Here is a 25,523-nt window from a genome sequence, read left to right as displayed (position 1 = left end):
GCGGTCCAGTAGCCTGCGGTTTTGACGCTGTGGTGGTATTCGCAGAGGCATTGGAGGTTGTTGACGGTGGTCCAGCCGCCGCCGAGGGGATTGGCGTGGTCGAACGGGATCGCGTGGTCGAGCTGGCAGCGTGCCGCGGGTCGGTGGCAGCCGGGGAAGCGGCAGTGGCGATCGCGTAGTCGGGCCGCTGCGGAGGCAAGGGAATTCCGACGCCGTTGCCGGGTGTCGGGATCGACAGTCGGGTCGGGTGGGACGTCTGTGGTGGTCGAATGAGGTTGTAGTGCAACCGAACCCGTATCCGAACGCAGCTGCGGGCTCGGACCTGCATCCTCCGCGATGCAGGTGAGGTGGAAGTCGTAGCAGGCAGCGATCTTTCGGGCCGCATGCCGATTCTCTTCCCGCGCGGCAGTGATCAACGCATCCAACGACACCACTGGTGCAGCCATTTTTTTCACCCCCCGGTGACCCCAGTTTAGAACATGCGTTCGAACTGAAGAAAGGGTATCTCGACCCACCGACAGGTTTTGGAGATGATGGTTGCGAGAGCGTGCAGAGCAGGCATACCGTTAACTATGCGAACAACATCCACGGTCCACTACGACGACGGTCTCGTGCGCGTGGACGACAGCGGGGTCACGTTGCGGCACTACTACTTTCCGTTCGCGATCGAGAAGTTCGTCCCCTACTGCGACATTCGCGCCGTCGACACCGCCGTTCTCGGTAACTGGAACGGTCGGTGGCGATTGTGGGGCGCGTCGACAACCGACCAGTGGCTCCCGCTGGACGTCATGCGTCCGAAGAAGGACACTGCAGTGGTGCTCACCATCCGCCGCATCTCGCCGGTCTTCACCCCCGACGATCCTGAACTCGTTTCCCGACTCATTCGCGAACGCATCACCGCTCCAGCGTGACGCGTCCCGACGAGCGGTTCACCCTCGCCAGTGAACGCACCTTTCTTGCCTGGCTGAGAACCTCGCTCGGGTTGCTCGCCGGCGGGATCGCAATCGTTCACCTGGTTCCCGGATTCAGCACCGGCTGGGTTCGGACTGCACTCGGCCTGATTCTCATCGGCCTCGCGGCCGCCGCACCCGTCATCGGACTGCGGCGATGGATGCGTGTACGTGCCGCCCTCGAGAGCGGAGCGCCCATGCCCGAGTCCCGGGACCTGTGGATCTTCGCGGTCGGCATCGGCGCAGTAGCAGTATTGGCTGCGGTGGTCACTGTTCTGGGGATCCAGTAGCACACCGCCAATCGCCACAGGTGCACAATCGAAGTACTAGACGACCAACGACAGGAGTTCGGCGTGGCGCAGGGTCTCAAGCTCGGGTACAAGGCATCGGCGGAGCAGTTCGGGCCGCGGGAGCTCGTCGAACTCGGTGTTCTCGCCGAGCAACACGGTATGGACTCCGCGACTGTCAGTGACCACTTTCAACCGTGGCGTCACGAGGGCGGTCACGCCCCGTTCTCGCTGGCCTGGATGACGGCCGTCGGCGAGCGCACGAAGACGATCCAGCTCGGGACGTCCGTTCTGACGCCGACGTTCCGCTACAACCCGTCGGTCATCGCGCAGGCGTTCGCCACGATGGGCTGCCTGTATCCCGGGCGCATCATGCTCGGAGTGGGAACCGGTGAGGCGCTCAACGAGATCGCCACCGGGTTCACCGGCGAATGGCCGGAGTTCAAGGAACGATTCGCACGACTGCGTGAGTCGGTTCGCTTGATGCGCGAGCTGTGGCTCGGCGATCGCGTCGACTTCGAGGGCGAGTACTACACGACCAAGGGCGCGTCGATCTACGACGTCCCCGAGGGCGGCATCCCCGTCTACATCGCGGCCGGCGGACCCGTCGTCGCGCGATATGCGGGACGCGCGGGCGACGGCTTCATCTGCACGTCGGGCAAGGGCATGGAGCTCTACACCGACAAGCTCCTCCCGGCCGTCGAAGAGGGTGCAGGCAAGGCAGAGCGTGACGCCGGCGAGATCGACAAGATGATCGAGATCAAGATCAGCTACGACACCGATCCCGAACTGGCACTGGAGAATTGCCGTTTCTGGGCTCCGCTGTCTCTGACGCCGGAGCAGAAGCACTCCATCGACGACCCGATGGAAATGGAGAAGGCCGCCGACGAGCTGCCGATCGAGCAGGTCGCCAAGCGTTGGATCGTGGCTTCGGACCCGGACGAGGCCGTCGAGAAGGTCAAGCAGTACACCGACGCCGGCCTGAACCACCTGGTGTTCCACGCGCCCGGACACGACCAGAAGCGCTTCCTCGAGCTGTTCGAGAAGGATCTGGCACCGCGCCTGCGCAAGCTCGGCTAGTTACGTCGAAGTGCGGGGATCGGCCGAGAGTGCGAACAATCGCATGTCTCGGTCGGTCCTTGTTTCGTACTCGCCGTAGACCTCCACCATCGCGTCGAACTGTCGGTAGATACGCGCCTTCTCGTCGCCGGTGATTCGGGTGGCCGTCACCGGTATCTTCCTGCCCCCGATCGTGACGACGGCCTTCGGATCGGCCAGAAGATTCGACGTCCATGCCGGATGGTGTTGTTGGCCGAAATTGGATCCGACGACGAAGATCCGATCACCCTCCCGGTAGTACAACAGCGGACTCGTCCTCGGCTTACCGGATTTGCGTCCGGTGGTGGTCAACAACACCACCGGAGCAGCGATCGGTCCGAGGACGGTGAATCGGCCGTTCGACTTGGTCAACAACCAGCGGTCGACGCCTGCGAGGTTCCTGATCACCCACGAACCGGGCTTGGTCGACGCGAACTTGACGGCGGGCTTGCGGATGAACGATGTCTCGCTGCCCCAACGAACATCCGGAAACGGTGATTCGGCCATGGCTCATGGGACAACCCGACTGTGCTCGGTGTCAACACCCCAACCATTAAGCTGGCGGGCATGGCTGAGTCCACCGGTGCCGAGACGGCTGACATGTATCCCTCGAGTATTTATGTCGCGTCACCGGAAGGCGACTCCGGCAAGTCCACGATTGCATTGGGTGTGCTGCAGATGCTCGCCGCGACGACGGCCCGGGTCGGTGTGTTTCGGCCTATCGCTCGCTCGACGGAGGAGCCGGATTACATTCTCGAACTTCTCGTCGAGCACACGACCGCCGATCTGAGTTACGAGCAGTCTCTCGGGGTCACTTACGAGCAGGTGCATTCCGATCAGGATGCGGCGCTGAGCGAGATCGTCAGTCGGTATCACGAGGTGGCTGCGCAGTGCGACGCCGTGGTGATCGTGGGTAGCGATTACACCGACGTCGGCAGCCCGAGTGAACTCGGCTTCAATGCGCGCATCGCGGTCAATCTTGGTGCCCCCGTGCTCCTCGCGCTGCGTGGCTCCGATCGAACCCCCGACGAGATCGCCCAGTTGGCGGCGCTGTGCCAGGCCGAACTGCGGCAGCACCACGCCCATCTCGCCGCGATCGTGGCGAACCGGTGCGATCCGGATCAGTTGGACGCTGTCACCGACGCATTGGCGTCGGTGGACGTTCCGGCGTGGAGCCTTCCCGAGATCCCGTTGCTCGTCGCTCCGACCATGGCGGAGTTGCTCGACGCGGTGGACGGAACGCTCTACAGCGGCGACTCGTCGTTGCTGCAGCGAGAAGCGATGCGGGTGATGGTCGGCGGTATGACGGCCGAGCACATTCTGGAGCGGCTCACCGAAGGTGTCGTCGTCATCGCGCCGGCAGACCGGTCCGACGTACTTCTCGCACTCGTCAATGCCCATGAGGCGGACGGCTTTCCGTCCCTCGCCGGCATCATCATGAACGGCGGCATCGAACCGCACCCGGCGATAGCACGACTGGTCGCCGGTCTCGGACCGAGACTGCCGATTCTGACCACCGAGCTCGGGACCTTCGACACCGCATCCGCTGCGGCGCAGACCCGCGGCCGTGTTGCCGTCGGTTCTCAGCGCAAGGTCGACACCGCGCTGGGCCTGATGGAGCAGCGGGTGGACGCCAAAACCCTTCTGGGACGGCTCGATATCGCCATCCCGACCATCACGACGCCGCAGATGTTCGAATACCAGCTCATTCATCGAGCGCGTGCCGATCGCAAGCACATCGTGCTCCCCGAGGGCGGCGACGACCGGATCCTGCGGGCCGCCGGAAGGCTGCTGCAACGCCAGGTCGCGGACCTCACGATCCTCGGCGAAGAAGGCCCGATTCGGCGTCGTGCATCGGAACTGGGAGTGGATCTGGACTCGGCGACCATCCTCGACCCTAAGAACTGCGACTACACCGAGGAATTCGCGCAGGAGTACACAGAATTGCGCAAGCACAAGGGGATGACGATCGAGCGTGCCCGCGAGACCATGGCCGACATCTCCTACTTCGGAACCATGATGGTGCACAAGGGCATTGCCGACGGCATGGTGTCGGGAGCGGCGCACACGACTGCGCACACCATCAAGCCGTCGTTCGAGATCATCAAGACCACCGAGGGCGTGTCGACGGTGTCGTCGATCTTCCTGATGTGTCTGTCCGATCGCGTACTGGCCTACGGCGACTGCGCCGTCGTGCCGGACCCGACGGCCGAGCAATTGGCCGACATCGCCATCTCCTCGGCGCAGACCTCGGCCCAGTTCGGTATCGAACCGCGAGTGGCGATGCTGTCGTACTCCACCGGCGAATCCGGCTCGGGAGCCGACGTCGACAAGGTGCGGCAAGCGACGGCCATCGTGCGCGAACGTAACCCGGAACTGTTGGTGGAGGGCCCCATTCAGTACGACGCGGCCATCGAACCGTCGGTCGCGAAATCGAAGCTGCCGGATTCCGACGTGGCAGGCCGCGCAACGGTGTTCATCTTCCCCGACCTCAACACCGGCAACAACACCTACAAGGCCGTTCAGCGCAGCGCCGGTGCCGTCGCTGTCGGGCCGGTACTGCAGGGCCTGCGCAAGCCCGTCAACGACCTCTCGCGTGGGGCGCTGGTCGAGGACATCGTCAACACTGTCGCCATCACCGCCATTCAGGCGCAGGGTATCTCCCAGCAGGAGGCACAGGCGTGAGCATCCTCGTCGTCAACTCGGGTTCCTCCTCGGTCAAATTTCAACTGGTCGATCCCGATTCGGGCGAATCGTTGGCCAGTGGTCTCGTCGAGCGTATCGGCGAATCCGACGGGCGCGTCGAACTGGACTACCGCGGCGAGAGCGTCGAGCGAATCCAGCACATCGAGGACCACGGGGACGGGTTGGCTCTGGCATTCGAGATGCTGTCCGACGCCGGCATCGAACTGGGGTCCGACGTCACCGCTGTCGGGCATCGCGTCGTGCACGGCGGCACGGTCTTCTATCGCCCCACGATCATCGACGACACTGTCGTGCAGCAGATTTCGGACCTGAGCAGTCTTGCTCCGCTGCACAATCCGCCCAACGTCCTCGGTATCGAGGTGGCGCGCAAGCAACTGCCGAACGTGCCGCATGTGGCCGTGTTCGACACGGCGTTCTTCCATTCTCTGCCCGACGCTGCTGCGACGTACGCGATCGACGCCGCCGTCGCAGCCGAACACGACATCAGGCGCTACGGCTTTCACGGCACCTCGCACCGCTACGTGTCCGAGCAGGTTGCCCGGTTCTTGGAACGCGATCTCGAGGACCTGAAGCAGATCGTGCTGCATCTGGGCAACGGTGCGTCGGCATCGGCGGTCGACGGGGGCCGGGCGGTCGATACGTCGATGGGTCTGACCCCACTCGAGGGACTGGTGATGGGCACCCGCAGTGGGGATATCGACCCCGGTGTGATCATGCATCTGCGTCGTAGCGCGGGGATGAGTGTCGACGACATCGACACTCTCCTCAACCGCCGGTCGGGTCTGATCGGACTGTCCGGGGTCAACGACTTCCGGGAACTGCAGCAACGCATCGACGACGGCGACGCGTCGGCCCGGTTGGCCTACGACGTGTACATCCACCGGCTGCGTAGGTACATCGGCGCGTACATGATCGGGCTCGGGCGGCTCGACGTCATCACGTTCACCGCGGGAGTCGGCGAGAACGCTGCTGCCGTGCGCGCCGACGCGCTGGCGAACCTGGAACACTTCGGAATTCGGATCGACTCTGAACGTAATGCCGTGCGCAGCAAGTCGGCTCGCGTGATCTCCGCCGAATCCTCGGCCGTCACGGTGCTGGTGGTGCCGACGAACGAGGAGCTGGCGATCGCCCGGGCGACGGACGATCTGGTTCGCTCCTGACGTACCGCTAGAACAGCGAACGCGGACGGATCGCATTCGCCAGGTCCACCAACGAGAACCGGTGCGCGCGATCGGTCGCGCTGCGGGCCAGTGCCCGCAGACCCTTCTCGGTGCCGCGCCGCAAACCGTCCTCGGTGAACGGCACGCTGAGTATCGGTTCGCGTTCTGCGGTGGACGCGTGACCGGAGACGATCCAGTCCAGGGCCATCGCCAGGACCAACGTGCGCATCTGCAGTGCTCGGCTTTCCGCCTTGGGGAGCAGCGCCACTCGCCGTGCGGCAGAGCGGAAGTCGGCCTCGGACAGCTCGGCGCGCGAGCGATCCATCAGCAAGGTCAGCACACTGGTCATGCGTGCCATCGAGTAGTGCCGCGAGCTGATCGGCACCTGGTCCAGTGCCGCGATGGCACCGGTCTGATCACCGCGGCGCTGCAGCTGCCGGGCCAGACCGAACGCCGAGCTGACGATGCCCCTGTTGGTGCGCCACACGGCGCGGTACAGGCCCTCGGCTCTGGCCCGCCATTTCTCGGCGTCCTCGTCGTTGCCGAGCGCGACGTGCCCCAACAATTCCGACGTGGCACCGAGCGCGAGTTTGGGCGCGAGCTCGCCGGGCATCGCTCCGAGCACGTTGTCGAAACTCGTGAACGCAGAATCGTATTCGTGGTGCAGCAAGGCGATCAATCCGGCGTACCACTGCACCCGCCACGGGTCGGCGGCATGATCCTCGGATTGCACCTTCGACAGGATGTCGGTGGCCTCCACGACGTGCCCCAGATCGAGGTGCGCCTTGACCTCGGCGAGGGTGATCTCCAGGCTCGCTCCCGCGGGCGCGGAACCGGTGGCACCTGTCGTACCGGCCGACACTCGCTCGATGCCGTTCCGCTTGGCGTGCTGCAGTGAGTCCAGAGTCTGCTGAGCTTCGACGTGCACGGCGGCGGCCAGCAGGGGAGCGCTCGGATCGTTGGGATCGACCAGGGGAACCGGCAGTGCGGCAACCACTTCGGCTGCCGTCATGCGCTCGTGGCGTACTTTGCCGTCGACGTAGGTATCGGTACGACCCACCGACTGCTCCGTACCGAACGTCGTACGCGGCGGGCTGAAGACTGCGGACAGGCCGGGCCGCTCGACGCCCGTCCGGATCGCCAGGATCTCGCGCAGTACGCCGGTCGCCTGCCCCGCGAACTCGTCCGCGGACCGGAACCGCCGCGTCGGGTCTGCGTTGGTGGCTCGAAGCAGCAGGCGATGCAGCGACGGGAACTGCTGCAGCACGTCCGATTCTGCGACGGAGGGCAGGCCGTCGAGGTACTTGCCGTTCTTCGACGGCATGTCCAGCGTCAGCACCGCGAGGGTGCGGCCGACGGTGTAGATGTCCGACGCCACCGTCGGCCCGGTCTTCACGATCTCCGGTGCCTGGTACCCCACCGTGCCGTACAGGTAGCCGTAATCCTCGATGCCCGCGACCGCGCCGAGGTCGATCAACTTGATCTGGTCCTCGGAGACCATGATGTTCTCGGGCTTGAGATCGTTGTAGACGAGCCCGATCGAATGCAGATAACCCAGTGCCGGAAGCACTTCGAGAACATAGGCGAGCGCCTGCTCGACCGGCATGCGGGCGTCGTCACCGCATGCGGTCAGGATGTCGCGCAGCGAACGACCACCCACGTACTCCATGACGATGAAGCCGACGGAAGTGCCGTCGCCGCGGGGTTGTTCGACGAAGTTGTAGATCTTGACGACGCCGGGATGCGCTACCTCGGCCAGGAATTGACGCTCCGCAACCGCGACCGCATGGGCTTCCTCGTCGCCGAAATGCAGTAGGCCTTTGAGAACTACCCAGCGGTCGCTGACGTTGCGGTCGATGGCGAGGTAGATCCACCCCAGACCGCCGTGCGCGATGCAGCCCTGAACGTCGTACTGGCCCACCACCCGATCACCCGGCTCGAGCAGTGGCGTGAAATCGAAGGTGGTGCCGCAGTGCGGGCACACGCCCACCGAGATGTCGGGCTCTCCCGGTTCGCTGCGCCCCACTTTGGCGTTGCACTTCCAACAGAACCGTTTGTGCTGCGGCACCGTGGGATCCGACATCACCGCGGTCGCCGGATCGATCGGCTCCACCCGGGGGACCTCCACGAGGCCCCCGCCGAGACGACGCCGAATACCGGTGCTGCGGGAACGACCGGACCGAGATCGACCGGTTCTGGCCCGAGTGGATGCACTCTGCGACATGCTGGATCTGGCGGCTGCGGATTTGGCGACCGCCGACTTCGAGTTGCCGTCACCTACCGGCGAATTCGGCCCCGGAGTCGGTGCGGTCCGGTCGTCGATCGGCGATCGCGAGACCGCTTGCGTGCGTTCGACGCCGTCTGTCGGCGTGGCTTCCGGCCGCGAGACCGCCTGCGTGCGTTCGACGCCGTCCGTCGATGTGAGCTGATCCCGTGACACCGCCTGCGTGCGTTGCGCGGGAGCGGTGGGTTGCTGTTCGTCCTCGTCCATGACGTGCGCCTCTAATCGCTGTACGACGCGGTGGGTGGACCGGGGGAGGGGCCGAGCACCGTCAGCCATTTGTTGTAGATGCGGTTCCAGGTGCCGTCGGACCTGATGCGTGCCAACGTTCCGTTGACGAAGCGCACGAGGTCCTCGTTCTTCTTGTTGATGCCCACGCCGTACGGTTCCGGGCTCAGACTGTCGCCGACGATCTCGAGGTACGGGTCCTGTGCGGCCAGTCCGGCCAGGATGGCGTCGTCGGTGCTGATGGCGTCGACCTGTCGTTGTTGCAGTACCACCAGGCAATCCGACCACATGGGCACCGTCACCACGGTCGCGGCCGGCTGCACCCGCTGCAGGCGACGCAGCGACGTGGTGCCCTCCACCGCGCACACCCGCTTGCCCGCCAGATCCCCGACCCCACGTATACCCGAGCCCTGTACCACCAGAACTCGGTGCTGCGCTTGGAAGTACACGGTGGAGAACTGGACGTCCTTACGCCGGGCGCACGTGATCGTCATCGTTTTCACCACGATGTCGACGGTCGAGTCCTGCAGGGCTTCGAGGCGCTGTGCGGACGTGAGAATTCGGAAGTCCAACCGGTTCGGGTCTCCGAACAGGTCGCGTGAGATCTCCCGAGCGATGTCGACGTCGAAACCGACCAGCTGCCCGGTCATGGGGTCGCGAAAGCTGAAAAGGTTGCTGCCCGTGTCGAGGCCGACGACGAGGCGACCCTTGGCGCGGAGTGCATCGATGGTCGGCTGCGGAGGCAGTGGTGCGTCGGTGCCGGTCGGTAGCGGCCGCAGACTGGCCGTGGGGCGGGCGCACTCGTCGTCCGCCGGTGTTTCGGTGGGCCGAGCCGCGACGGCGGCACCGTCGGGCAGAGGAGGTTCGGTGAACGTCGTATCGGTCTGTGCTGCAATCCTTTCCGGCGGCGAGCACCCGACGAGCAGGGCGGTCGCGACGAGGCCGGCAGCGAGCAGACGTTTCACAGGTACTCACGCAACCTCGGGAACAGGCCGACGCCGAACGTCACCGACGCCACTACTGTCAGCACGTACGCACCGTTCGACAAACCCGACAGGACCCAGACCGATCGGTCGATGTTGGAGCGCAGTTCGCTTCGCGCACTGTCGATCCCGTCGACCAGCACACTGTCGAGTGCATTGAACGCGGCCGCCGAATCCGAATCACCCGATCCGGTCGCTATCGACACCGCGCCGTTGAAGTCGCCGACCTCGAGCGCCGAATCGATCCGCGCATGCGAGGCCGACCAGTTGTTCAGGGCCTCGGTCACCTCGGGGTCGCCCTCGAACATGTCTGCGAGCCGAGAGACGTTGCCGGCGAACGACTGTCCGTAATCCTGGCTGCCACCGCGGCGGGCCAGGTCGAGTGTCTCGTCCGCCCTGGCCTGCTGGGCCAGAATGAAACCCGTCGTGTAGGACTTCAGCGGCGCCACCCCGCGGTCGATAGCGCGGTCGGTGGCGATCGACGAGATCAACCCCACCACCAACATCCACCCGAGCAAGCCGGCCAGCGCGGCCGTGGCACCGAGAAAACCGACATTCAGTGTCCGACGCGTCGTCCGGGACAGATACCACTGGGCGAGACCCGTCATCAGCAACAGGAACACCACCGACCCGATCGCGAAGTACGGGGGACTGGTGAACCTCTCCTGATCCGCCGAGACGCGGGAGGCCTGCTCGGTGTACAACTTCTCGGCCAGCGGCAACAGGCTGGACTGCATCATCGTCGACGCCTCGCCGAGATATGCCGCACCCACCGGGTTGCCGCTGCGATTGTTCGCTCGCGCCGTCTCGACCAGCCCGCTGTACACCGGCAACCCGGTAGCGATCTGCGTCAGCACCGCGCTGGTGGCCTCGTCCTTGTCGGTGACCCCGGCGGACGCGGCGATCAATTCCGACGACGCCTCACCCAATGCCTGCGAGTACCGGTCACGTACTTCGGGTTGCTCGAGCCCACCGGCGATGAATGCCGACGCGGCCGCCGCGTCGGCCACCGACAGGGCACCGTAGAGATTCTGAGCCGAGTTGGCGAACGGCTCGGTGCGCACCAGCAGTGTCCCGAGAGTGTCGACTCGATCGGTCACCGCCGTGGACGCGAGATTTCCGACCGTCAGCGCCAGGACGACCAGCGCGGTACCCATCGCGACCAACCGCGCAGGCGTCGAACGCATCGTGTATCGAACCGGTGGCTTGCCTGCAGCGGCACCGACGTGGGGTGCCGTTGTCGGGGGGACGGCAGCAGAGGGAGTAATGCCGGCCGCGATCACGCATCGAGCATATAAGCAGGCGGACCGCACTGCAGCCACTACAGCACAGACACTGCGGCGAGGCGGTTCACCTAGGGTGGGGAGCATGCGCGGTGACGGGGACGGTTGGGTGATCGGTGAGAACGGTTCTCGGCACTGGGGCAAGCACGGTGCCGCCGGTCTGCTGCTCCGTGCGCCTTCCGATGCGGGCGAACCGATGGTGTTGCTGCAGCACCGCGCCTTGTGGAGTCATCAGGGCGGAACGTGGGCCCTGCCGGGCGGGGCTCGCGATTCGCACGAGAGCACCGAGCACGCCGCGGTCCGCGAGGCGCACGAGGAAGCCGGTATCTCGGCCGAGCAGTTGAGCGTGCGCAGCGAGCGTGTCACCGCCGCAGTCCCGAGCGGTTGGTCGTACACCACGGTCATCGCCGACACCGATCACCCGCTGGCCACCGTCCCGAACGGCGAGAGCACGGAACTGCGGTGGGTGCCGGAGTCCATCGTCGGCGAGCTGCCACTGCACCCGGGTTTCGCGTCGAGCTGGCCGTCGCTGCGTACCGAGCCGCTGCGCGTACTGCTCGACACCGCCAACGTTCTCGGCTCCCGGCCCGACGGCTGGTGGAAGGACCGCGCCGGCTCGACCGGCGCACTGTTGACGTCGCTGGCCGCGACACTGCCGCGCACGGTGGAACTACCCAGCGGCCAGTACGGCTGGCTCACCCGCATCGAGGCCGTGCTCGAGGGGCAAGCGCGCGACGCCGTTGTCGACGATCCGCGCATCCCGGTGATCCTCGCGGACGGCACCGGCGACGACACCCTCACCGATCAGGCCCACCGATCGACAGACCTGACCGCACTGGTCACCGCCGACCGCGGACTCCAGAATCGACTGCCCGGCGCGGTGCACGTGCTCTCGCCGTCTGCCGTGCTCGCCTGGCTGTGACGTCAGTTCTGTAGAGCTTGTACCAGCGCGCGCGCAGCTGCCTGCGGATCACGTGCCTCCGTGATCGCCCGAACGACCACGATGCGCTCGGCTCCCGCCGCTCGAACCTGATCCACATTGGTCGCGTCGACGCCGCCGATGGCGAACCACGGCCGCTCCGGCAACGCATCCGCGGTAGCCCGCAGAGTTTCCAGGCCGGCGGCCGAGCGGTTGGGCTTGGTGGGCGTCGGCCACACCGGACCGACGGCGAAGTAGTCGACGCCGTCCTCGATCGCGGCGAGCGAGGACTGCGCGCGGTTCTGCGTCGAGCGTCCGATCACCACATCCGGGCCGAGGATCTGGCGCGCGTAGTGCACGGGCAGGTCGCCCTGGCCCAGATGCAGGACATCGGCACCGGACGCCAGCGCCAGATCCGCGCGGTCGTTGACGGCCAGCAAGGCGCCGTGGCGCTTGGTGGCCGCGAGCAGAATCGCCAGCGCAGCGAGCTCGTCCTTGGCCTCGAGCGGCCCGAACTGGCGCTCGCCGGCGGAGTTCTTGTCGCGCAGCTGGATGATGTCGACGCCACCGGACAACGCGGCCTCGGCGAACTGCGCGAGATCGCCCTTGTCGCGTCTGGCATCGGTACACAGGTAGAGGCGAGCGGACGCAAGACGCTCGCGAGGAGTCTGGTTGCGGACGGTCTGAGTTGGGTGCACGAAACGAACTGTATTCTCATGGCAGCCGCGACCGACGACGGAGTGGCCGACATATCGCGGGAGTCCCGAGGATCGTGGGGCTGAGAGTGGGTTCGCCGCCCTTACCGTCAATACCTGAACCCGATCATGCGGGCGCAGGGAGTGAGGACGTGAATCGCGTGCATATCGTCGTTATCGGCGGAGGCGTCATCGGGCTGTCGACGGCGCTACGACTGGCGGAGGACGGCCACCGGGTGGTGATGCACGATCCTGCGCTGGGTCGAGGCGCGTCGTGGGTCGCGGGCGGCATGCTGGCCCCACTGTCCGAGGGGTGGCCCGGTGAACACGAACTTCTACGGCTCGGTGCCGCGTCGCTGGCGCGGTGGCCGGACTTCGCCGGACGCCTCCCCGGCCCGTCGGTGTTCTCGGCCACCGGATCCATGACCGTCGCCCTCGACTCCGCCGACGCCACCGACCTGCGCACGATCGCCGAATGGGTGGGCGAGCAGGGACACGAGCTCGAGATTCTCGGCCGCGCGCAGGTGCGTGAACTCGAACCTGCATTGGCGCAGAACATTCGGCTCGGGTTGTTGGCACCGACCGAGCTGTCCGTCGACAATCGGGCCCTGGTTACCGCGCTCGAGCAGGGATGTCTCGACGCCGGAGTGGAGTTCGTGGCAACCTCGGTCGACGCAATTCCCGACGCCGATCAGGTGGTCCTGGCCGCCGGTTCACGCTGCGCCGCACTGTGGCCGACACTGCCGGTCAGGCCGGTGAAAGGCGAAATCCTGCGGCTGCGTCGTCGGCCCAGCGCCGCACCGCCACCGCACCGCACGATCCGCGGAACCGTACACGGCCGACCCGTGTACCTGGTGCCACGCGGCGACGGATTGGTCGTCGGCGCAACACAATACGAATCGGGTGAGGACACCCAGGTCACCGTGGCGGGGGTGCGAGACCTGATCGCCGACGCCGAACGGCTCATGCCGAGCATCGGCGAGTACGAACTGTACGAAACCGCTGCAGGATTACGACCGATGAGCCCCGACGGACTGCCGTTGATCGGCAGACTCGCCGACGACGTGATCGTCGCTACCGGCCACGGCCGCAACGGCATTCTGCTCGCGCCGATCACCGCCGACGCCGTCGCCGCGCTGATATCGGGCGAGACGCTGCCCGAGGCGAAAGCCGCCACACCCGAACGCTTCTCACAGATCGAAAGGACACCATGACCCAGGTTGCCATCGGGATCACCGTCAACGGCGAGGATCACCTGCTCACCGAGGACATGACCATGCGTCGGCTGCTCGAATTCCTCGGCCTGCCCGAAAAAGGGATTGCCGTCGCCGTCGACGGTGCCGTGCTGCCCAAGAGTCGATGGGACACCACCGACGTCCAAAAGGGTTGGACCATCGACGTTCTCACGGCGGTGCAGGGTGGCTAGCGCACTCACCATCGCCGATCGCACCTTCACGTCCCGGCTCATCACCGGCACCGGGGGAGCGGCCAACCTCGCCGTCCTCGAGGAAGCCCTCGTCGCATCGGGAACCGAACTGACCACCGTCGCGATGCGCCGCGTCGACGCCGCGGGTGGAACGGGAGTGCTCGATCTGCTGCGGCGGTTGAACATCGCTCCGCTGCCGAACACCGCAGGCTGCCGCGGCGCGGCCGAGGCCGTGCTCACCGCGCAGCTGGGCCGCGAGGCGCTCGAGACCGACTGGGTGAAGCTCGAAGTGATCGCCGACGAGCGCACGCTGCTGCCCGACGCCATCGAATTGGTGAAGGCCGCAGAACAACTCGTGGACGACGGCTTCCAGGTGCTGCCGTACACCACCGACGACCCGGTGCTGGCCAAGCGTCTCGAAGACATCGGCTGCGTTGCCGTCATGCCGCTCGGCTCACCCATCGGTACCGGCCTCGGCATCGCCAACCCACACAACATCGAGATGATCGTCGAGGCCGCAGGGGTGCCGGTGATCCTCGACGCGGGCATCGGCACCGCCAGCGACGCAACCCTCGCGATGGAACTCGGCTGCGACGCAGTGCTGCTCGCGACCGCAGTGACACGCGCCAAGGATCCGGCGCTGATGGCGTCGGCGATGCGCCATGCGGTGGCCGCGGGTTACCAGGCCCGACATGCAGGCCGCATCCCGAAACGATTCTGGGCGCAAGCCAGCTCGCCGATGTAGCGGCTGCGTCGGCGGCGCAGCGCCTTCTGTGGTGCTGCGTATTTCGCAAACGCGAGCGCGTTTGCGAAACGCGCGCAGAATAGTGGCGAAAACAAGGGCGAATCCCCGCGCATCTGGCAAACGCGCGCGCATTTGCGGCCGCGCTTCTGCGACCGCGTGACCCAGTCAGGCCTCGGCTGTCTCAGGGTCTGTGTCATCCAAAAGGATGATGCAAGTCGCGACTGTGGGGCGATGTGGACACGTCGTCGATCGGGGACAGTTGTCCCATGATCGAAGTGACAGGACTGACCAAGCAGTACGGAGCGGTGACGGCGGTCGACAACCTCACCTTCACCATCAAACCCGGCATCGTGACCGGCTTTCTCGGACCGAACGGTGCGGGCAAGTCCACCACGATGCGGATGATTCTCGGGCTCGACCGCCCCACCTCGGGGACGGCGACCATCGAGGGCAAGAGCTACAGCCACCTGAAGCAGCCACTGCGTACCGTCGGCGCTCTGCTCGACGCCAAATGGGTGCACCCCAACCGGTCTGCGCGTGCGCATCTGGAATGGATGGCTGCGTCCAACGGCATCCCCAAGTCCCGCGTCGACGAGGTGCTGCGGCTGGTGGGCCTGTCCGAGGTCGCGAAGAAGAATGCGGGCGGATTCTCGCTCGGCATGTCGCAGCGGCTCGGTCTCGCCGGCGCTCTTCTCGGTGACCCCAAGGTGTTGCTGTTCGACGAGCCGGTCAACGGACTCGATCCCGAGGGCATCGTCTGGATCCGAAAGTTCATGCAGCGCTTGGCAGCCGAGGGCCGCACGGTCCTGGTGTCGAGCCACCTGCTCTCGGAGATGGCGCAGACGGCCGAACATCTCATCGTCATCGGACGCGGCAAGCTGATCTCGGATTCCTCGGTGCAGGAATTCATCGACCATGCCTCCGAGGCCTCGGTACGCGTCCGCAGCCCACAACTCGACGGCCTGCGTCAGGTGCTGACCACCGCCGGCCTCACGGTGCGTGAGCCGGACAAGTCCGACGAACTGCAGCCCTCGCTCGTCGTGCTGAACTCCACCACCGACGCGATCGGCGACCTCGCCGGCCGGGCCGGAATCACATTGCACGAGTTGGCCTCTCAGCGCGGCTCGCTCGAGGAAGCATTCATGAAACTCACCGGAGACACAGTGCAATATCACGGCTCGGGAGCCGAAGACCAGAACACTCAGCAAGCAATGGGCGGTGCACTCTGATGGGCGTCTTGGCAGCAGAAAGAATCAAGTTCACCTCGACCAAGTCGCCGTGGTGGTGCAGCGCGATCGTGGTGGTCTTCGGCCTCGGGTTCGGAGCCATCCTGGGTTGGGCCGCAAAGACCGCCGTCGGCCCGGATGCGCCGGAAGGTCTGCCACCGACCACCGCATACGACGTCGTCGGCAGCGGCGTCGGCGGACTCGGCATCATGGTGCTGATGATCCTCGGTGCACTCACCGTCACCAGCGAATACCGCTTCGGCCTGATCCGAACCACGTTCCAGGCGATCACCAACCGGGCCTCGGTGCTCGGTGCGAAGGCACTGATCGTCGGCGTGTACGGGGCAGTGCTGTCGTTGGTTCTCGCCTTCGGCGCGTTGTTCCTGGCCAAATCCATCGCCGGTGAGGAAGCCGGCGCATTGCTGAGCTTCGACGTCGACGGCACCTGGCGCGTCGTCTACGGCACCGCAATTCTGGCGTTCGTGCAGATCGTTCTGGCCGTTGCCGTGGGTGCGCTGATTCGCCAGTCCGCCGGTGCCATCGCCGTGTTGTTGTTGTGGCCGTTGCTCATCGAGAACCTCGTCGGGATCATCCCGAAGGTCGGCGAGAAGATTCAGCCGTTCCTGCCGTTCAAGAACGCCGACCATTTCCTCGGCGGATCCGCGGGAACGGACTTCCACTGGGGACCCGTCGGCAGCCTGATCTACTTCGTCGTCTTCACCGCGGTGATCTTTGGAGTGGCAGTGTTCGTCGTCAATCGCCGGGACGCCTGACACCTGCCTGGGTAGGGTGTCCGCTATGCGGATTTCCTTGCTTGCAGGTAGCGCCGTCACTGTCCTGATTCTGGCCGGTTGCTCGTCCTCCTCCGGTACGGGGGACGAGGAACCGGCCAGAGTTTTCGCGACACCCGACGGGGCCGGACTGTCGGAAGCGGTCACCGAGGATGCCCTCGTCGGGCACCTGCAGGAATTAGAGGACATCGCCGCCGCGCACGACGGTAACCGCGCGGCCGGGACTGCCGGATACGACGCGAGTGTCGATTACGTTGTCTCCCAACTGGAATCGGCCGGATTCGACGTCACCACTCCCGAATTCGATTTCGACACCTTCGAGGCGCAGACGCAAACCCTCTCGCTCGCGGGCACCGAGATTCCGGTGTTCGCGCTCAGCTACTCGCCCACCACGTCCGCCGAGGGGATCACCGCACGCGTCGTCGGCGCTCCCGCCGGGGCAGACGGGTGCGAGGCAACCGATTACGCCGGTCTCGACCTGACGGGAGCGGTGGCAGTCGTGCCGCGAGGGGTGTGCCCGTTCGGTGCGAAGCAGACCGTCGCCGCCGAATTGGGTGCGGCAGCAGCGATCATCGTCAACAACGAACCCGGACCACTGGATTCGGGAACGCTCGGTGATTCCGAGACCGCGAAGATTCCGACCGGCGGTGTCAGCCAGGAGGACGGGGCAGCGGTCCTCGCGGCCCCCGATGTCACGTTGACGCTCGTCACGACGACCGAGTCGACCACGAGCCGCAACATCATCGCGCAGACCACCACCGGCTCGACCGAGAACGTGGTGGTCGCGGGCGCCCACCTCGACAGCGTCCCCGAGGGCCCAGGCATCAACGACAACGGCACCGGCACCTCCGCCGTGCTCGAGACTGCTCTGCAGATGGGCAGTGCACCCGAGGTGACCAACGCGGTCCGGTTCGCATTCTGGGGTGCCGAGGAGAACGGGCTCGTCGGTTCGACCAAATACGTCGAGGGCCTGTCCGACGAGGACAAGCGAAACATCGCGCTGTACTTGAACTTCGACATGATCGGCTCGCACAACCCCGGCTACCTCGCCTACGACGGCGACGACTCCGACCAGGTCGGTGAGCCCGCGGGACCGGCCGGATCCGACGCCATCGAGCGCACGTTCGTCGAGCATCTGGCGGCCGACGGTATCGCCGTCGACGGCACGGATTTCGACGGTCGATCCGACTACGGGCCGTTCATCGAGGTCGGCATCCCCGCAGGCGGCGTCTTCAGCGGCGCGGACGAGAACAAGACCGCCGAGCAGGCCGCGAAGTGGGGTGGCACGGCCGATCAGACGTTCGACGAGAATTACCACACCGATCAGGACACCCTGGCGAACGTCGACCGCGCGGCGCTGGCGAAGAACGGTGCCGCCGTGGCGTACGGCATCGGTGTCTACGCGCAGTCGGTGGAAGGCCCCAACGGAGTACCGGTCGGGGCTGCGCGCGAGGCCGCACGCGCCGAAGGGTAAGGGAAGTATGTGTAACCGTGAGTTACGCTCGATGCTGTGAACGCAGTCGTCTCCTCGGTGGTGGAGTGGGTCCGCACCACCAACCGAGCGCCCACCGTCGTCGGGGCGGTTCGGCGTGTGCGTCGCGCATTACCCGGTGACCCCACGTTCGGTGATCCGCTGTCGATCGACGGCCCGGGACGCGCACTGGCCGTCGCGCGGGTGGCGGATCGGTTCCTGGCAGCGAACGGACTCGACGACGAACCGGGTGCCTCCCGCGAACTCGGCCTCGGTGCCCTCCAGGTGTGGCAGGCCATCCTCGAGCGAGCCGGTCGGGGCCGCGGCGACGAGGACGTCACGATCGTCTTCACCGATCTCGTCGGATTCTCGTCGTGGTCACTGCGCGCCGGCGATACCGCCACATTGACGTTGCTCCGTAAAGTCTCCAAAGCCGTCGAACCCGAGGTCGTGTTCCGCGGCGGGCACGTCGTGAAACGGCTGGGCGACGGCATCATGGCCGTGTTCGCCGATGCGGGCAAAGCCGTGGACGCCGTGTTCGCGGCGCGCGAGGCCCTCACCAGCGTGAACGTCGACGGCTACACCCCGACGATGCGTGTCGGGATCCACACCGGAAGCCCGCGTCAGGTCGGTTCCGACTGGCTCGGTGTCGACGTCACCGTCGCAGCGCGGGTCATGCAGACCGGCGGAAACGGCAACATCATGATCTCGGCCGCCGCACTCGATGCCGTGTCACCGGAGGTGCTCGACGCGTTGCACGTGGTCGCCAAGCCTTATCGGCGCAGCTTCTTCGCTCCGAAGATCAAGGGCGCACCCGACGACCTACGCATTCTCCGACTCGTGCAGTCGCCACAGCGGTGACACCGGGCCGTGGCCCGCACCGAGGTCGTAGGACGCGGCCAGGCAACGGGTGACCCATTCCTTGCCGAACGCTACCGCGTCGGGCATCGAGTATCCGTGGGCCAGCGCCGACGCGATCGAGGCCGCGAGGGTGTCGCCGCCGCCGTGATCGTTGCCGGTGTCGATGCGTTCGCTGGTGAATTCGAGGAAGGTGTCGCCGTCGAACAGTAGATCGGTGCTGTGGGTCGAGGTGCGGAGGTGACCGCCCTTGACCAGGGCCCATTGCGCGCCCAATCCGTGCAGCGCCTCGGCGGCGCGACGCGCGCCGGCGTCGTCGACGACATCGATGCCGGTGATCAACCGAACCTCGTCGAGGTTGGGAGTCACCAGCGAGGCGATGGGAAACAGCGTGTGCCGGATGGCGTCGAGCGCCTCGGCGTGCAGTAGGGGGTCACCGTGCATGGACGCGCACACCGGGTCGACGACGAGCGGAACCGGTTGGTCGCGGCCGATACCCACCTCGGTGCACACGGCCGTGACCGCCTCGATGATCGCGGTGGACGCCAGCATCCCGGTCTTCGCTGCGCCGACGCCGATGTCCGATACCACCGAGCGAACCTGAGCCGCGACGATCTCCGGCGGGATCTCGTGGAAGCCCGTCACGCCGACGGTGTTCTGGACCGTCACCGCCGCGACGGCAACACATGCGTGCACGCCCAACATGGCCATCGTGCGACTGTCCGCCTGGATTCCGGCACCGCCGCCGGAGTCGGTTCCGGCGATCGTCAGCGCGCGGACGGGAGTCTCGCCGTTGGGCGTGAGCGGTAGGAACTTCACGAGAGACGACAGTACCGGCGGGCCGCGATCGGCAGGGTCTCGGCAGGCGAGACGCCGGAGGTGAATGTTGGTGAAAACATGGTGACACTTTGAATGTTGTTGTATCACAACGCCGCACGGGGACACTTATGAGCTGTACCAGCATCCGGTTCGGGATCGATGGACAAACCTACGCATCCGAAGGTTTGTTGGTAGAAAAGGTGACAGACCCACCTCGCGCATGTTTAATAGTGGTGCACGTCACATACCGTCTCGGTTCCGAAGTTCCTCCACCACTCCACACCCAGCAAAGGAGGCGTCCATGCTTGCGAGTTCTCCCAGTGCTGATGTCTCGATCAACAAAGACCAGAATCGCTTCGAGCTTCGACTGAACGGCGACCTCGTCGGCATCGTCGGATTCTTCGAAGTCGAAGGAAACGGAGCCCGTGCGACACGCACGCATGTCGTCTCCTTCATGCACACCGTCGTCACCGAGGACTTCGGTCATCAAGGCTTGGCCGGCATTCTGGTTCGCCGCGCCCTCGACAGCGCGCGGTCCTACGGCTGGAAGGTCAAGCCGGTCTGCACCTACGTCCAGCGCTTCGCGGCGGCCAACCCCGAGTACAACGACATGCTCGTCGCTCTCTGAGTGCTTGCGCTGCCCGGCCGGTCACGCCACGGCTGGTTACGTAAAGGACTCGACTCGGCGTCGATCGGTGCACTTTCCCCGCGACACTCGAGCAACTCTGGTCTCATAAGTGACATGAGTCACATCTCTCACCGCCGCTCCGACGCGGCGATTCCGGTCGAGCGCCCCTCGGTCCGCATCGAGGACAACGCCGATCACAACAGATTCGATCTGTTCGTCGACGACGATCTCGTCGGCATCCTCGGCTATCGGTTCGGCGATGGCGACGACGCAGCCGGCGACGAATCGGTCGTCGCGCTGATGCACACGGTCGTCAAAGAGGAATACGGCGACCGCGGCTGGGCAGGAGTGCTCGTGCGCGCATCGCTGAACACCGCGCGCGACCGCGACTGGCGCATCGTGCCGATCTGCACCTACGTCCGTCGCTACCTGGCGCAGCACCCGGAGTTCTTGGACCTGGTCGTCGAATAGCAGAGACGGCCGCGGCTCAGCCGATCTCCACGATCACCGGAGCATGATCGCTGGCACCCTTGCCCTTACGCTCCTCGCGATCGATCGATGCGCCGGTCACGCGAGCCGTCAGGGCAGGTGAGGTCAACGCCATGTCGATACGCAGACCTTGTTTCTTCGGAAATCTGAGCTGGGTGTAGTCCCAGTACGTGAACGTCCTGGGCTCGGGAGTGAACTGCCGCGTCACTTCGGTGAAACCGGCCTCGGAGAATGCCGCGAAGGCATCACGCTCCGGCTGCGAGGTGTGAGTCTTGCCCTCGAACAGGGCGGGATCCCACACGTCGTCGTCGGTGGGAGCGATGTTCCAGTCGCCGACGAGCGCGATCTGCGCCTGTGGGTCCGCCGCCACCCACGCCTGCGCGTCGGCCTTCAGTGCCGCGAGCCACTCGAGCTTGTAGGTGTAGTGCGGATCGGCGAGCTCGCGGCCGTTCGGCACGTACAGGCTCCAGATGCGCACCCCGTTGCAGGTCGCTCCGATGGCTCGGGCCTCGTCTGCGGCCTCGACCTCGGGATCCTTGCTGAACCCGGGCTGGTCCTCGAAGCCGGCCTGCACGTCGTCCAAGCCGACGCGCGACGCGATCGCCACGCCGTTCCACTGACTGAGCCCGACGTGGGCAACCTCGTAGCCGATCTCGGTGAACCGCTCGTACGGAAACTGTGCGTCCTTGCACTTGGTTTCCTGCATCGCCAGCACGTCGACGTCGGATCGCTGCAACCAATCGACGATTCGATCCTGCCGAGAGCGGACGGAGTTCACATTCCAGGTAGCAAAGCGCACGGGAAGGAACCCTATAGAACGCGTCCGACAGGCTCGCGGCCGATCGTGTCGTCCGGGCGCGCGTAGCGATAGCGGTGATGCTCGCCGAATCCCAGATCGCGGTAGAGCGCCTGGGCATCGGTGTTGTCGACGGCCACCTGAAGGTATGCGTGCGTGGTGCCGTTCTCGCATCCCCACCGCACCAGCTCGCCGCACATCAGCGTGCCGAGACCGTTGCGGCGATGCTCGGGGGACACCCAGAGCGCGGTCAAGCCCACCCACGACCGACCGTCCGGGGCCGCGGTGACGGCCGCTCGGCCCACTGCGATCGATCCGACTCCTGCGTTCCCGATCGCGCCGAAACCGAGGGTTCCGTTGCGCACCGCCGAGACCACCTCGGCAGCACCCGTCGTCGCCTCTCGGCCTTGGTAGCGCAGAGAACTCAACCAGTCGGCGGTCGGTTCGGGAGTGACGGTGACAGGCGAGTCGCCCTCGCGTAGAACCAGATTCGAGATATCCGCCGCCATGACGACGGTCTCGTTGAACGTCGACCAACCGGCCGGTGCGGTCGCGAGACGGTCGGGGAGGGCGAGGATCGGCGTCAGTCCTCGTGCGTCGTATCGGGCGGAGATCGCGGCCACCGTCTCGGAATCTGCTGCTGCGCCGGGCTCGAGAGGCACCGCCGAATTGGCGCGCCCGGTGAAGCCGTGCCCGAAACGCAACTGCCAGCCGGTGATCCACTCCTGTTCGACACCCGGCCACCCGTCGGCCGCGGCCGCCTCGAGAGCCCGAATCTCCGAGGTGCGAACAGGTTTGGGGCCCAACGGCTTCAAGGCCACTATGCGATCGGCGGCCACCTGCACCAGAGCGCCGTCCTTGGCGCGGACCGACACCGCGACCGCGTCGGCCGACACCAATTCCCCGATGACGTCCGTCATCGGATGGGTGTGGCCGGGTGGCAGTCGGTACCGCAGCATCACCCGCGTCCCCGGCGGAACGGTCACGGCAGCGATCAGTCCTCGTCCTCGTCGTCGTGGCCGAAGGGGTCGTCGACGGTGCCCGGCACCCAGCTGAGGCCGGGGACGCCCCACCCGGAGCGCTTGATCGCCTTCTTCGCCGCTCGCGCGTGGCGACCGATGAGCACATCGGTGTAGAGGAAGCCGTCGAGGTGACCCACCTCGTGCTGCAACATCCGGGCGAAGAACCCGCGGCCCTCGATGTCCACCGGATCGCCGTTGGCGTCGGTACCGGTCACTCGCGCCCAGTCGGCCCGACCGGTGGGGTACTGCTCACCGGGGACCGAGAGGCACCCCTCGTCGTCATCGTCGGGGTCGGGCATCGTCTCGGGAATTTCGGACGTCTCGAGCACCGGGTTGACGACCTCTCCGCGGCGGCGGAAAACCTTGCCGTCCGCGCCCTGGTCGGGGCAGTCGTAGATGAACAGACGCTTACCGACGCCCACCTGGTTCGCCGCCAGTCCGACGCCGTTGGCAGCCGCCAACGTCTCGTACATGTCGGCGATCAGCTCGGCGAGCTCGGCCGGCGACTCGGTGACGGGATCGGTCGCAGTGTGGAGCACCGGATCGCCGACGATCCGGATGGGAAGAATTGCCATGGTCGACAAGGATAGTGGGTGACGCCCGGCCCACCCACCGGCCCGTCGGGAGCGGAGCCGGTGGACGAGTGTCGCACCGACGGTTCGGTCGTCGACGAACACGCCACGCGCGAGTACCTCGCGGGAGCCGGGTCCGGGCGGTCGAACGTGGTTGAATGATCCCCGAAGTACAACTGTGTAATTCGCTCGAAGTTCGGTCGGTACTCGTACGGGTGCCGGCAGCACTGGGGGAAGCAGATTTCCTCGGGGTCGGTTGTCGCACGGGCCCAGGGGAGTCGAGAAGTCGAGGAGTGGGATGGACGGCGCAGCAGCGCGTGACTCGAACCAGTCTCAGCAACCGGGATCGGACGGCTCTCACGATCCGAACGAAGTCGGTGCGGACGGCTTGAGCCGACGAGAGCACGACATCCTGTCCTTCGAGCGCCAGTGGTGGAAGTACGCCGGGGCCAAGGAAGAGGCGATCAAGGAACTCTTCTCCATGTCGGGAACCCGCTACTACCAGATCCTCAACGCGTTGGTGGATCGTCCCGAAGCCCTTGCCGCAGACCCGATGCTGGTCAAGCGACTGCGCCGTTTGCGTGCGAGCAGGCAGAAGGCCCGCGCCGCACGTCGGCTCGGTTTCGACGTCTGATCCCCCGCGCCGGGTTTCGACTCTGCCGAGAGATGTTGCTCCCTGGGGAAGGTGCAAGCTCCGTTGAAAAGGTCTCGATCGACGGTCGGCTAGGGTCGAGTACGTGAGCAGCCCCAACCCGGAACAGACCGGGCCACCCCTCCGTGCCCTGGCCATGGTGCTGATCTCGCTCGCGATCCTGTTCGCAGCGGTCGGTGCACTGTCTCTGACCGGCTCCGATTCCGAGGATGCCGCCGCAGAGGCGCCCGCTGCCGCGACGACGGCTGCCGCTCCGGTGGCGCAAGCTCCCGGTACCCAAGCTCCCGCCGCGCAGGCTCCTGCCGCGTCGTCGACCACGTCCTCCGCAGCAACCACCTCTCGCGCCGCCGCCGATGTCGAGGTGCGCGTGCTCAACAACTCCAACGTCTCCGGGCTCGCCGCCGGCACTGCGAGCACACTCACCGCCGAGGGCTGGACGGTCGCCGAGACCGGCAACTTCAGCGAAGCCCAGTTCGCCCAGACCGCGGTGTACTACGGCACCGACACCGGTGAGCAGCAGGCAGCGCAGACGATCGCCACCCAACTCGGCATTCCGGCCGAGCCCAAACCAAGTTCACTCGAATCCACCGCGGGTGTCGTCGTCATCGTGACGCAGTAACTCGCCGGCATGACAACCTGTCCGGTTCGGCCGAATCGGTCGGCACGTTATGATTTTGCAAGCCCTTCACCCTGCCCGAAAGAGGAGCACTCTTCGATGGACCTGTTCAAGCGACGCACTGCTGCGACCCGCTCTTTGCGTTACGTGGCCCCGGTCCTCGCGATCGCCGCTCTCGGGCTCTCCGCCTGCAGCAACGGCGAGGTCGCGTCCGACACACCCGGCACGGTGCCGCCGGTGTGGACCGGTGAAGCAGACCCGTCCGCGGCCGCAGTCGCCGGTGACGGTCGGGCAGAGAGTGGCTCGGAAGGCAGCTCCGAGAACATGATCGAGGGCGTGCTCCGCAACGCGTCCGGTGCCGAGGTGGGCACCGTGTCGTTCGCGTCGGAGGGCGAGAAGCTCACCGTCACGGCCGAGGTCGAGAACATGACGCCGGGCTTCCACGGCTTCCACGTCCACACCGTCGGGGCCTGCGAGCCCAACTCGGTGGCACCTACCGGCGGTGAGCCGGGCAACTTCCTCTCTGCGGGTGGTCACCTGCAGGTCGACGGACGCACCGAACACCCCTCCAGCGGCGACCTGTCGTCGATCCAGGTGGGCGAGGACGGCACGGGCCGCCTGGTCACCACCACCGATGCGATCACGCTGGACGACCTGCGCGCCGGTGGTGCCGGAACGTCGGTCATCGTGCACGAGGGCGCAGACAACTTCGCCAACATCCCGCCGCGGTACACGTTGCCCGACGGTGCTGCGGTACCCGACATGGCGACCCTGATGACCGGTGATGCCGGTGCTCGGGCGGCGTGCGCGGTACTGAAGTAG

The 25,523-nt window shown here is 66.0% G+C and carries 28 protein-coding genes, 1 pseudogene and 1 riboswitch; of the genes and pseudogenes, 19 read left to right on the top strand and 10 right to left on the bottom strand.

What is annotated here, in order from left to right:
* A pseudogene (locus K414_RS29720) lies at positions 1-188 on the bottom strand (HNH endonuclease signature motif containing protein); the annotation flags it as partial.
* 384 nt (positions 189-572) lie between these two features.
* On the opposite strand from K414_RS29720, the gene K414_RS0125475 reads away from it, so the two are divergent.
* From K414_RS0125475 to fgd, 3 genes are all read left to right on the top strand, one after another.
* Positions 573-911, top strand: coding sequence for a hypothetical protein (locus K414_RS0125475; protein WP_027498498.1), 339 nt, complete (start codon positions 573-575; stop codon positions 909-911).
* Positions 908-1,240 (top strand): DUF202 domain-containing protein, encoded by a 333-nt coding sequence (locus K414_RS0125470; protein ID WP_027498497.1) that lies wholly within the window; start codon positions 908-910, stop codon positions 1,238-1,240. The genes K414_RS0125475 and K414_RS0125470 overlap by 4 nt, the downstream gene beginning before the upstream one ends.
* A 63-nt stretch (positions 1,241-1,303) precedes the next feature.
* Positions 1,304-2,317 carry a glucose-6-phosphate dehydrogenase (coenzyme-F420) gene (gene fgd, locus K414_RS0125465; RefSeq protein WP_027498496.1) on the top strand — a complete coding sequence of 338 codons (1,014 nt, stop codon included), beginning with the start codon at positions 1,304-1,306 and terminating at the stop codon, positions 2,315-2,317.
* Here the strand turns inward: fgd and K414_RS0125460 are convergent, their stop codons facing one another.
* The gene (locus K414_RS0125460; RefSeq protein WP_027498495.1) at positions 2,318-2,842 is read right to left on the bottom strand and encodes a nitroreductase/quinone reductase family protein; all 525 of its coding nucleotides are present in this window, start codon (positions 2,840-2,842) and stop codon (positions 2,318-2,320) included. It lies immediately after the preceding gene.
* A gap of 60 nt (positions 2,843-2,902) precedes the next feature.
* Here K414_RS0125460 and pta point away from each other — a divergent pair, with 60 nt between their 5' ends.
* Together pta and K414_RS0125450 are read left to right on the top strand one after the other, a co-directional pair.
* Positions 2,903-5,020, top strand: coding sequence for a phosphate acetyltransferase (gene pta / locus K414_RS0125455; RefSeq protein ID WP_202595086.1), 2,118 nt, complete (start codon positions 2,903-2,905; stop codon positions 5,018-5,020).
* On the top strand, positions 5,017-6,201 hold the full coding sequence (locus tag K414_RS0125450; protein WP_027498493.1) for an acetate kinase: 1,185 nt from the start codon (positions 5,017-5,019) through the stop codon (positions 6,199-6,201). Before pta ends, K414_RS0125450 begins: the two co-directional genes overlap by 4 nt.
* A gap of 7 nt (positions 6,202-6,208) precedes the next feature.
* Here K414_RS0125450 and K414_RS0125445 read toward each other — a convergent pair whose 3' ends face one another.
* From K414_RS0125445 to K414_RS0125435, 3 genes are read right to left on the bottom strand one after another with little or no spacing between them, the layout of a single operon-like run.
* Positions 6,209-8,692, bottom strand: a complete 2,484-nt coding sequence (locus tag K414_RS0125445) for a serine/threonine-protein kinase (protein ID WP_152530474.1) — start codon at positions 8,690-8,692, stop codon at positions 6,209-6,211.
* Between the two features lie 11 nt (positions 8,693-8,703).
* Positions 8,704-9,675, bottom strand: a complete 972-nt coding sequence (locus K414_RS0125440; RefSeq protein WP_027498491.1) for a glutamate ABC transporter substrate-binding protein — start codon at positions 9,673-9,675, stop codon at positions 8,704-8,706.
* Positions 9,672-10,976: a hypothetical protein gene (locus K414_RS0125435; protein ID WP_027498490.1), complete on the bottom strand. Its 1,305-nt coding sequence runs from the start codon at positions 10,974-10,976 to the stop codon at positions 9,672-9,674. The genes K414_RS0125440 and K414_RS0125435 overlap by 4 nt, the downstream gene beginning before the upstream one ends.
* Before the next feature lie 85 nt (positions 10,977-11,061).
* Here K414_RS0125435 and K414_RS0125430 point away from each other — a divergent pair, with 85 nt between their 5' ends.
* Positions 11,062-11,898, top strand: a complete 837-nt coding sequence (locus tag K414_RS0125430) for an NUDIX hydrolase (RefSeq protein ID WP_027498489.1) — start codon at positions 11,062-11,064, stop codon at positions 11,896-11,898.
* A 2-nt stretch (positions 11,899-11,900) separates the two neighbouring features.
* Here the strand turns inward: K414_RS0125430 and thiE are convergent, their stop codons facing one another.
* Complete coding sequence (gene thiE, locus K414_RS0125425) at positions 11,901-12,593, bottom strand: thiamine phosphate synthase (RefSeq protein ID WP_027498488.1); 693 nt, start codon at positions 12,591-12,593, stop codon at positions 11,901-11,903.
* Positions 12,594-12,639: 46 nt separating this feature from the next.
* Positions 12,640-12,751: riboswitch (TPP riboswitch) on the top strand.
* Here thiE and thiO point away from each other — a divergent pair.
* The 7 genes from thiO (at position 12,752) to K414_RS0125390 (ending at position 19,110) form a co-directional block, all read left to right on the top strand.
* A complete protein-coding gene (thiO, locus tag K414_RS0125420; RefSeq protein WP_081701728.1) occupies positions 12,752-13,804 on the top strand; it encodes a glycine oxidase ThiO in 1,053 nt (350 codons plus the stop codon).
* A complete protein-coding gene (gene thiS / locus K414_RS0125415; RefSeq protein ID WP_027498486.1) occupies positions 13,801-14,016 on the top strand; it encodes a sulfur carrier protein ThiS in 216 nt (71 codons plus the stop codon). Before thiO ends, thiS begins: the two co-directional genes overlap by 4 nt.
* The gene (locus tag K414_RS0125410) at positions 14,009-14,761 is read left to right on the top strand and encodes a thiazole synthase (protein WP_027498485.1); all 753 of its coding nucleotides are present in this window, start codon (positions 14,009-14,011) and stop codon (positions 14,759-14,761) included. The genes thiS and K414_RS0125410 overlap by 8 nt, the downstream gene beginning before the upstream one ends.
* Before the next feature lie 266 nt (positions 14,762-15,027).
* Positions 15,028-15,990, top strand: coding sequence for an ABC transporter ATP-binding protein (locus tag K414_RS0125405; RefSeq protein ID WP_027498484.1), 963 nt, complete (start codon positions 15,028-15,030; stop codon positions 15,988-15,990).
* Positions 15,990-16,760, top strand: a complete 771-nt coding sequence (locus K414_RS0125400) for an ABC transporter permease (protein ID WP_027498483.1) — start codon at positions 15,990-15,992, stop codon at positions 16,758-16,760. Before K414_RS0125405 ends, K414_RS0125400 begins: the two co-directional genes overlap by 1 nt.
* A 25-nt stretch (positions 16,761-16,785) precedes the next feature.
* The gene (locus tag K414_RS0125395) at positions 16,786-18,252 is read left to right on the top strand and encodes a M28 family peptidase (protein ID WP_027498482.1); all 1,467 of its coding nucleotides are present in this window, start codon (positions 16,786-16,788) and stop codon (positions 18,250-18,252) included.
* 36 nt (positions 18,253-18,288) lie between these two features.
* On the top strand, positions 18,289-19,110 hold the full coding sequence (locus K414_RS0125390; RefSeq protein ID WP_027498481.1) for an adenylate/guanylate cyclase domain-containing protein: 822 nt from the start codon (positions 18,289-18,291) through the stop codon (positions 19,108-19,110).
* Here the strand turns inward: K414_RS0125390 and thiD are convergent.
* The gene (thiD, locus tag K414_RS0125385; RefSeq protein WP_027498480.1) at positions 19,072-19,926 is read right to left on the bottom strand and encodes a bifunctional hydroxymethylpyrimidine kinase/phosphomethylpyrimidine kinase; all 855 of its coding nucleotides are present in this window, start codon (positions 19,924-19,926) and stop codon (positions 19,072-19,074) included. The two genes, K414_RS0125390 and thiD, sit on opposite strands and share 39 nt — an antisense overlap.
* A 301-nt stretch (positions 19,927-20,227) precedes the next feature.
* Here thiD and K414_RS0125380 point away from each other — a divergent pair, with 301 nt between their 5' ends.
* Together K414_RS0125380 and K414_RS0125375 are read left to right on the top strand one after the other, a co-directional pair.
* Positions 20,228-20,554 carry a GNAT family N-acetyltransferase gene (locus K414_RS0125380; RefSeq protein ID WP_027498479.1) on the top strand — a complete coding sequence of 109 codons (327 nt, stop codon included), beginning with the start codon at positions 20,228-20,230 and terminating at the stop codon, positions 20,552-20,554.
* Positions 20,555-20,668: 114 nt separating this feature from the next.
* Positions 20,669-21,025: a GNAT family N-acetyltransferase gene (locus K414_RS0125375; RefSeq protein WP_027498478.1), complete on the top strand. Its 357-nt coding sequence runs from the start codon at positions 20,669-20,671 to the stop codon at positions 21,023-21,025.
* A gap of 16 nt (positions 21,026-21,041) precedes the next feature.
* On the opposite strand, the gene K414_RS0125370 is transcribed toward K414_RS0125375, so the two are convergent.
* From K414_RS0125370 to K414_RS0125360, 3 genes are read right to left on the bottom strand one after another with little or no spacing between them, the layout of a single operon-like run.
* On the bottom strand, positions 21,042-21,842 hold the full coding sequence (locus K414_RS0125370) for an exodeoxyribonuclease III (RefSeq protein ID WP_027498477.1): 801 nt from the start codon (positions 21,840-21,842) through the stop codon (positions 21,042-21,044).
* A gap of 11 nt (positions 21,843-21,853) precedes the next feature.
* Positions 21,854-22,798: a GNAT family N-acetyltransferase gene (locus K414_RS28000; protein WP_051365424.1), complete on the bottom strand. Its 945-nt coding sequence runs from the start codon at positions 22,796-22,798 to the stop codon at positions 21,854-21,856.
* Positions 22,799-22,833: 35 nt separating this feature from the next.
* Positions 22,834-23,436, bottom strand: coding sequence for a peptide deformylase (locus tag K414_RS0125360; RefSeq protein WP_027498476.1), 603 nt, complete (start codon positions 23,434-23,436; stop codon positions 22,834-22,836).
* 18 nt (positions 23,437-23,454) lie between these two features.
* On the opposite strand from K414_RS0125360, the gene K414_RS29235 reads away from it, so the two are divergent.
* From K414_RS29235 to K414_RS0125340, 4 genes are all read left to right on the top strand, one after another.
* Positions 23,455-23,595: a hypothetical protein gene (locus K414_RS29235; protein WP_161631826.1), complete on the top strand. Its 141-nt coding sequence runs from the start codon at positions 23,455-23,457 to the stop codon at positions 23,593-23,595.
* A 136-nt stretch (positions 23,596-23,731) separates the two neighbouring features.
* The gene (locus tag K414_RS0125350) at positions 23,732-24,067 is read left to right on the top strand and encodes a DUF3263 domain-containing protein (RefSeq protein ID WP_027498475.1); all 336 of its coding nucleotides are present in this window, start codon (positions 23,732-23,734) and stop codon (positions 24,065-24,067) included.
* Between the two features lie 103 nt (positions 24,068-24,170).
* On the top strand, positions 24,171-24,704 hold the full coding sequence (locus K414_RS0125345) for a LytR C-terminal domain-containing protein (RefSeq protein WP_027498474.1): 534 nt from the start codon (positions 24,171-24,173) through the stop codon (positions 24,702-24,704).
* Between the two features lie 96 nt (positions 24,705-24,800).
* A complete protein-coding gene (locus K414_RS0125340) occupies positions 24,801-25,523 on the top strand; it encodes a superoxide dismutase family protein (protein WP_032365131.1) in 723 nt (240 codons plus the stop codon).

This window comes from Rhodococcus sp. JG-3, assembly GCF_000482405.1.
Taxonomy (GTDB): Bacteria; Actinomycetota; Actinomycetes; order Mycobacteriales; family Mycobacteriaceae; genus Rhodococcoides; species Rhodococcoides fascians.
This window is presented reverse-complemented; position numbering and strand designations above follow the sequence as displayed.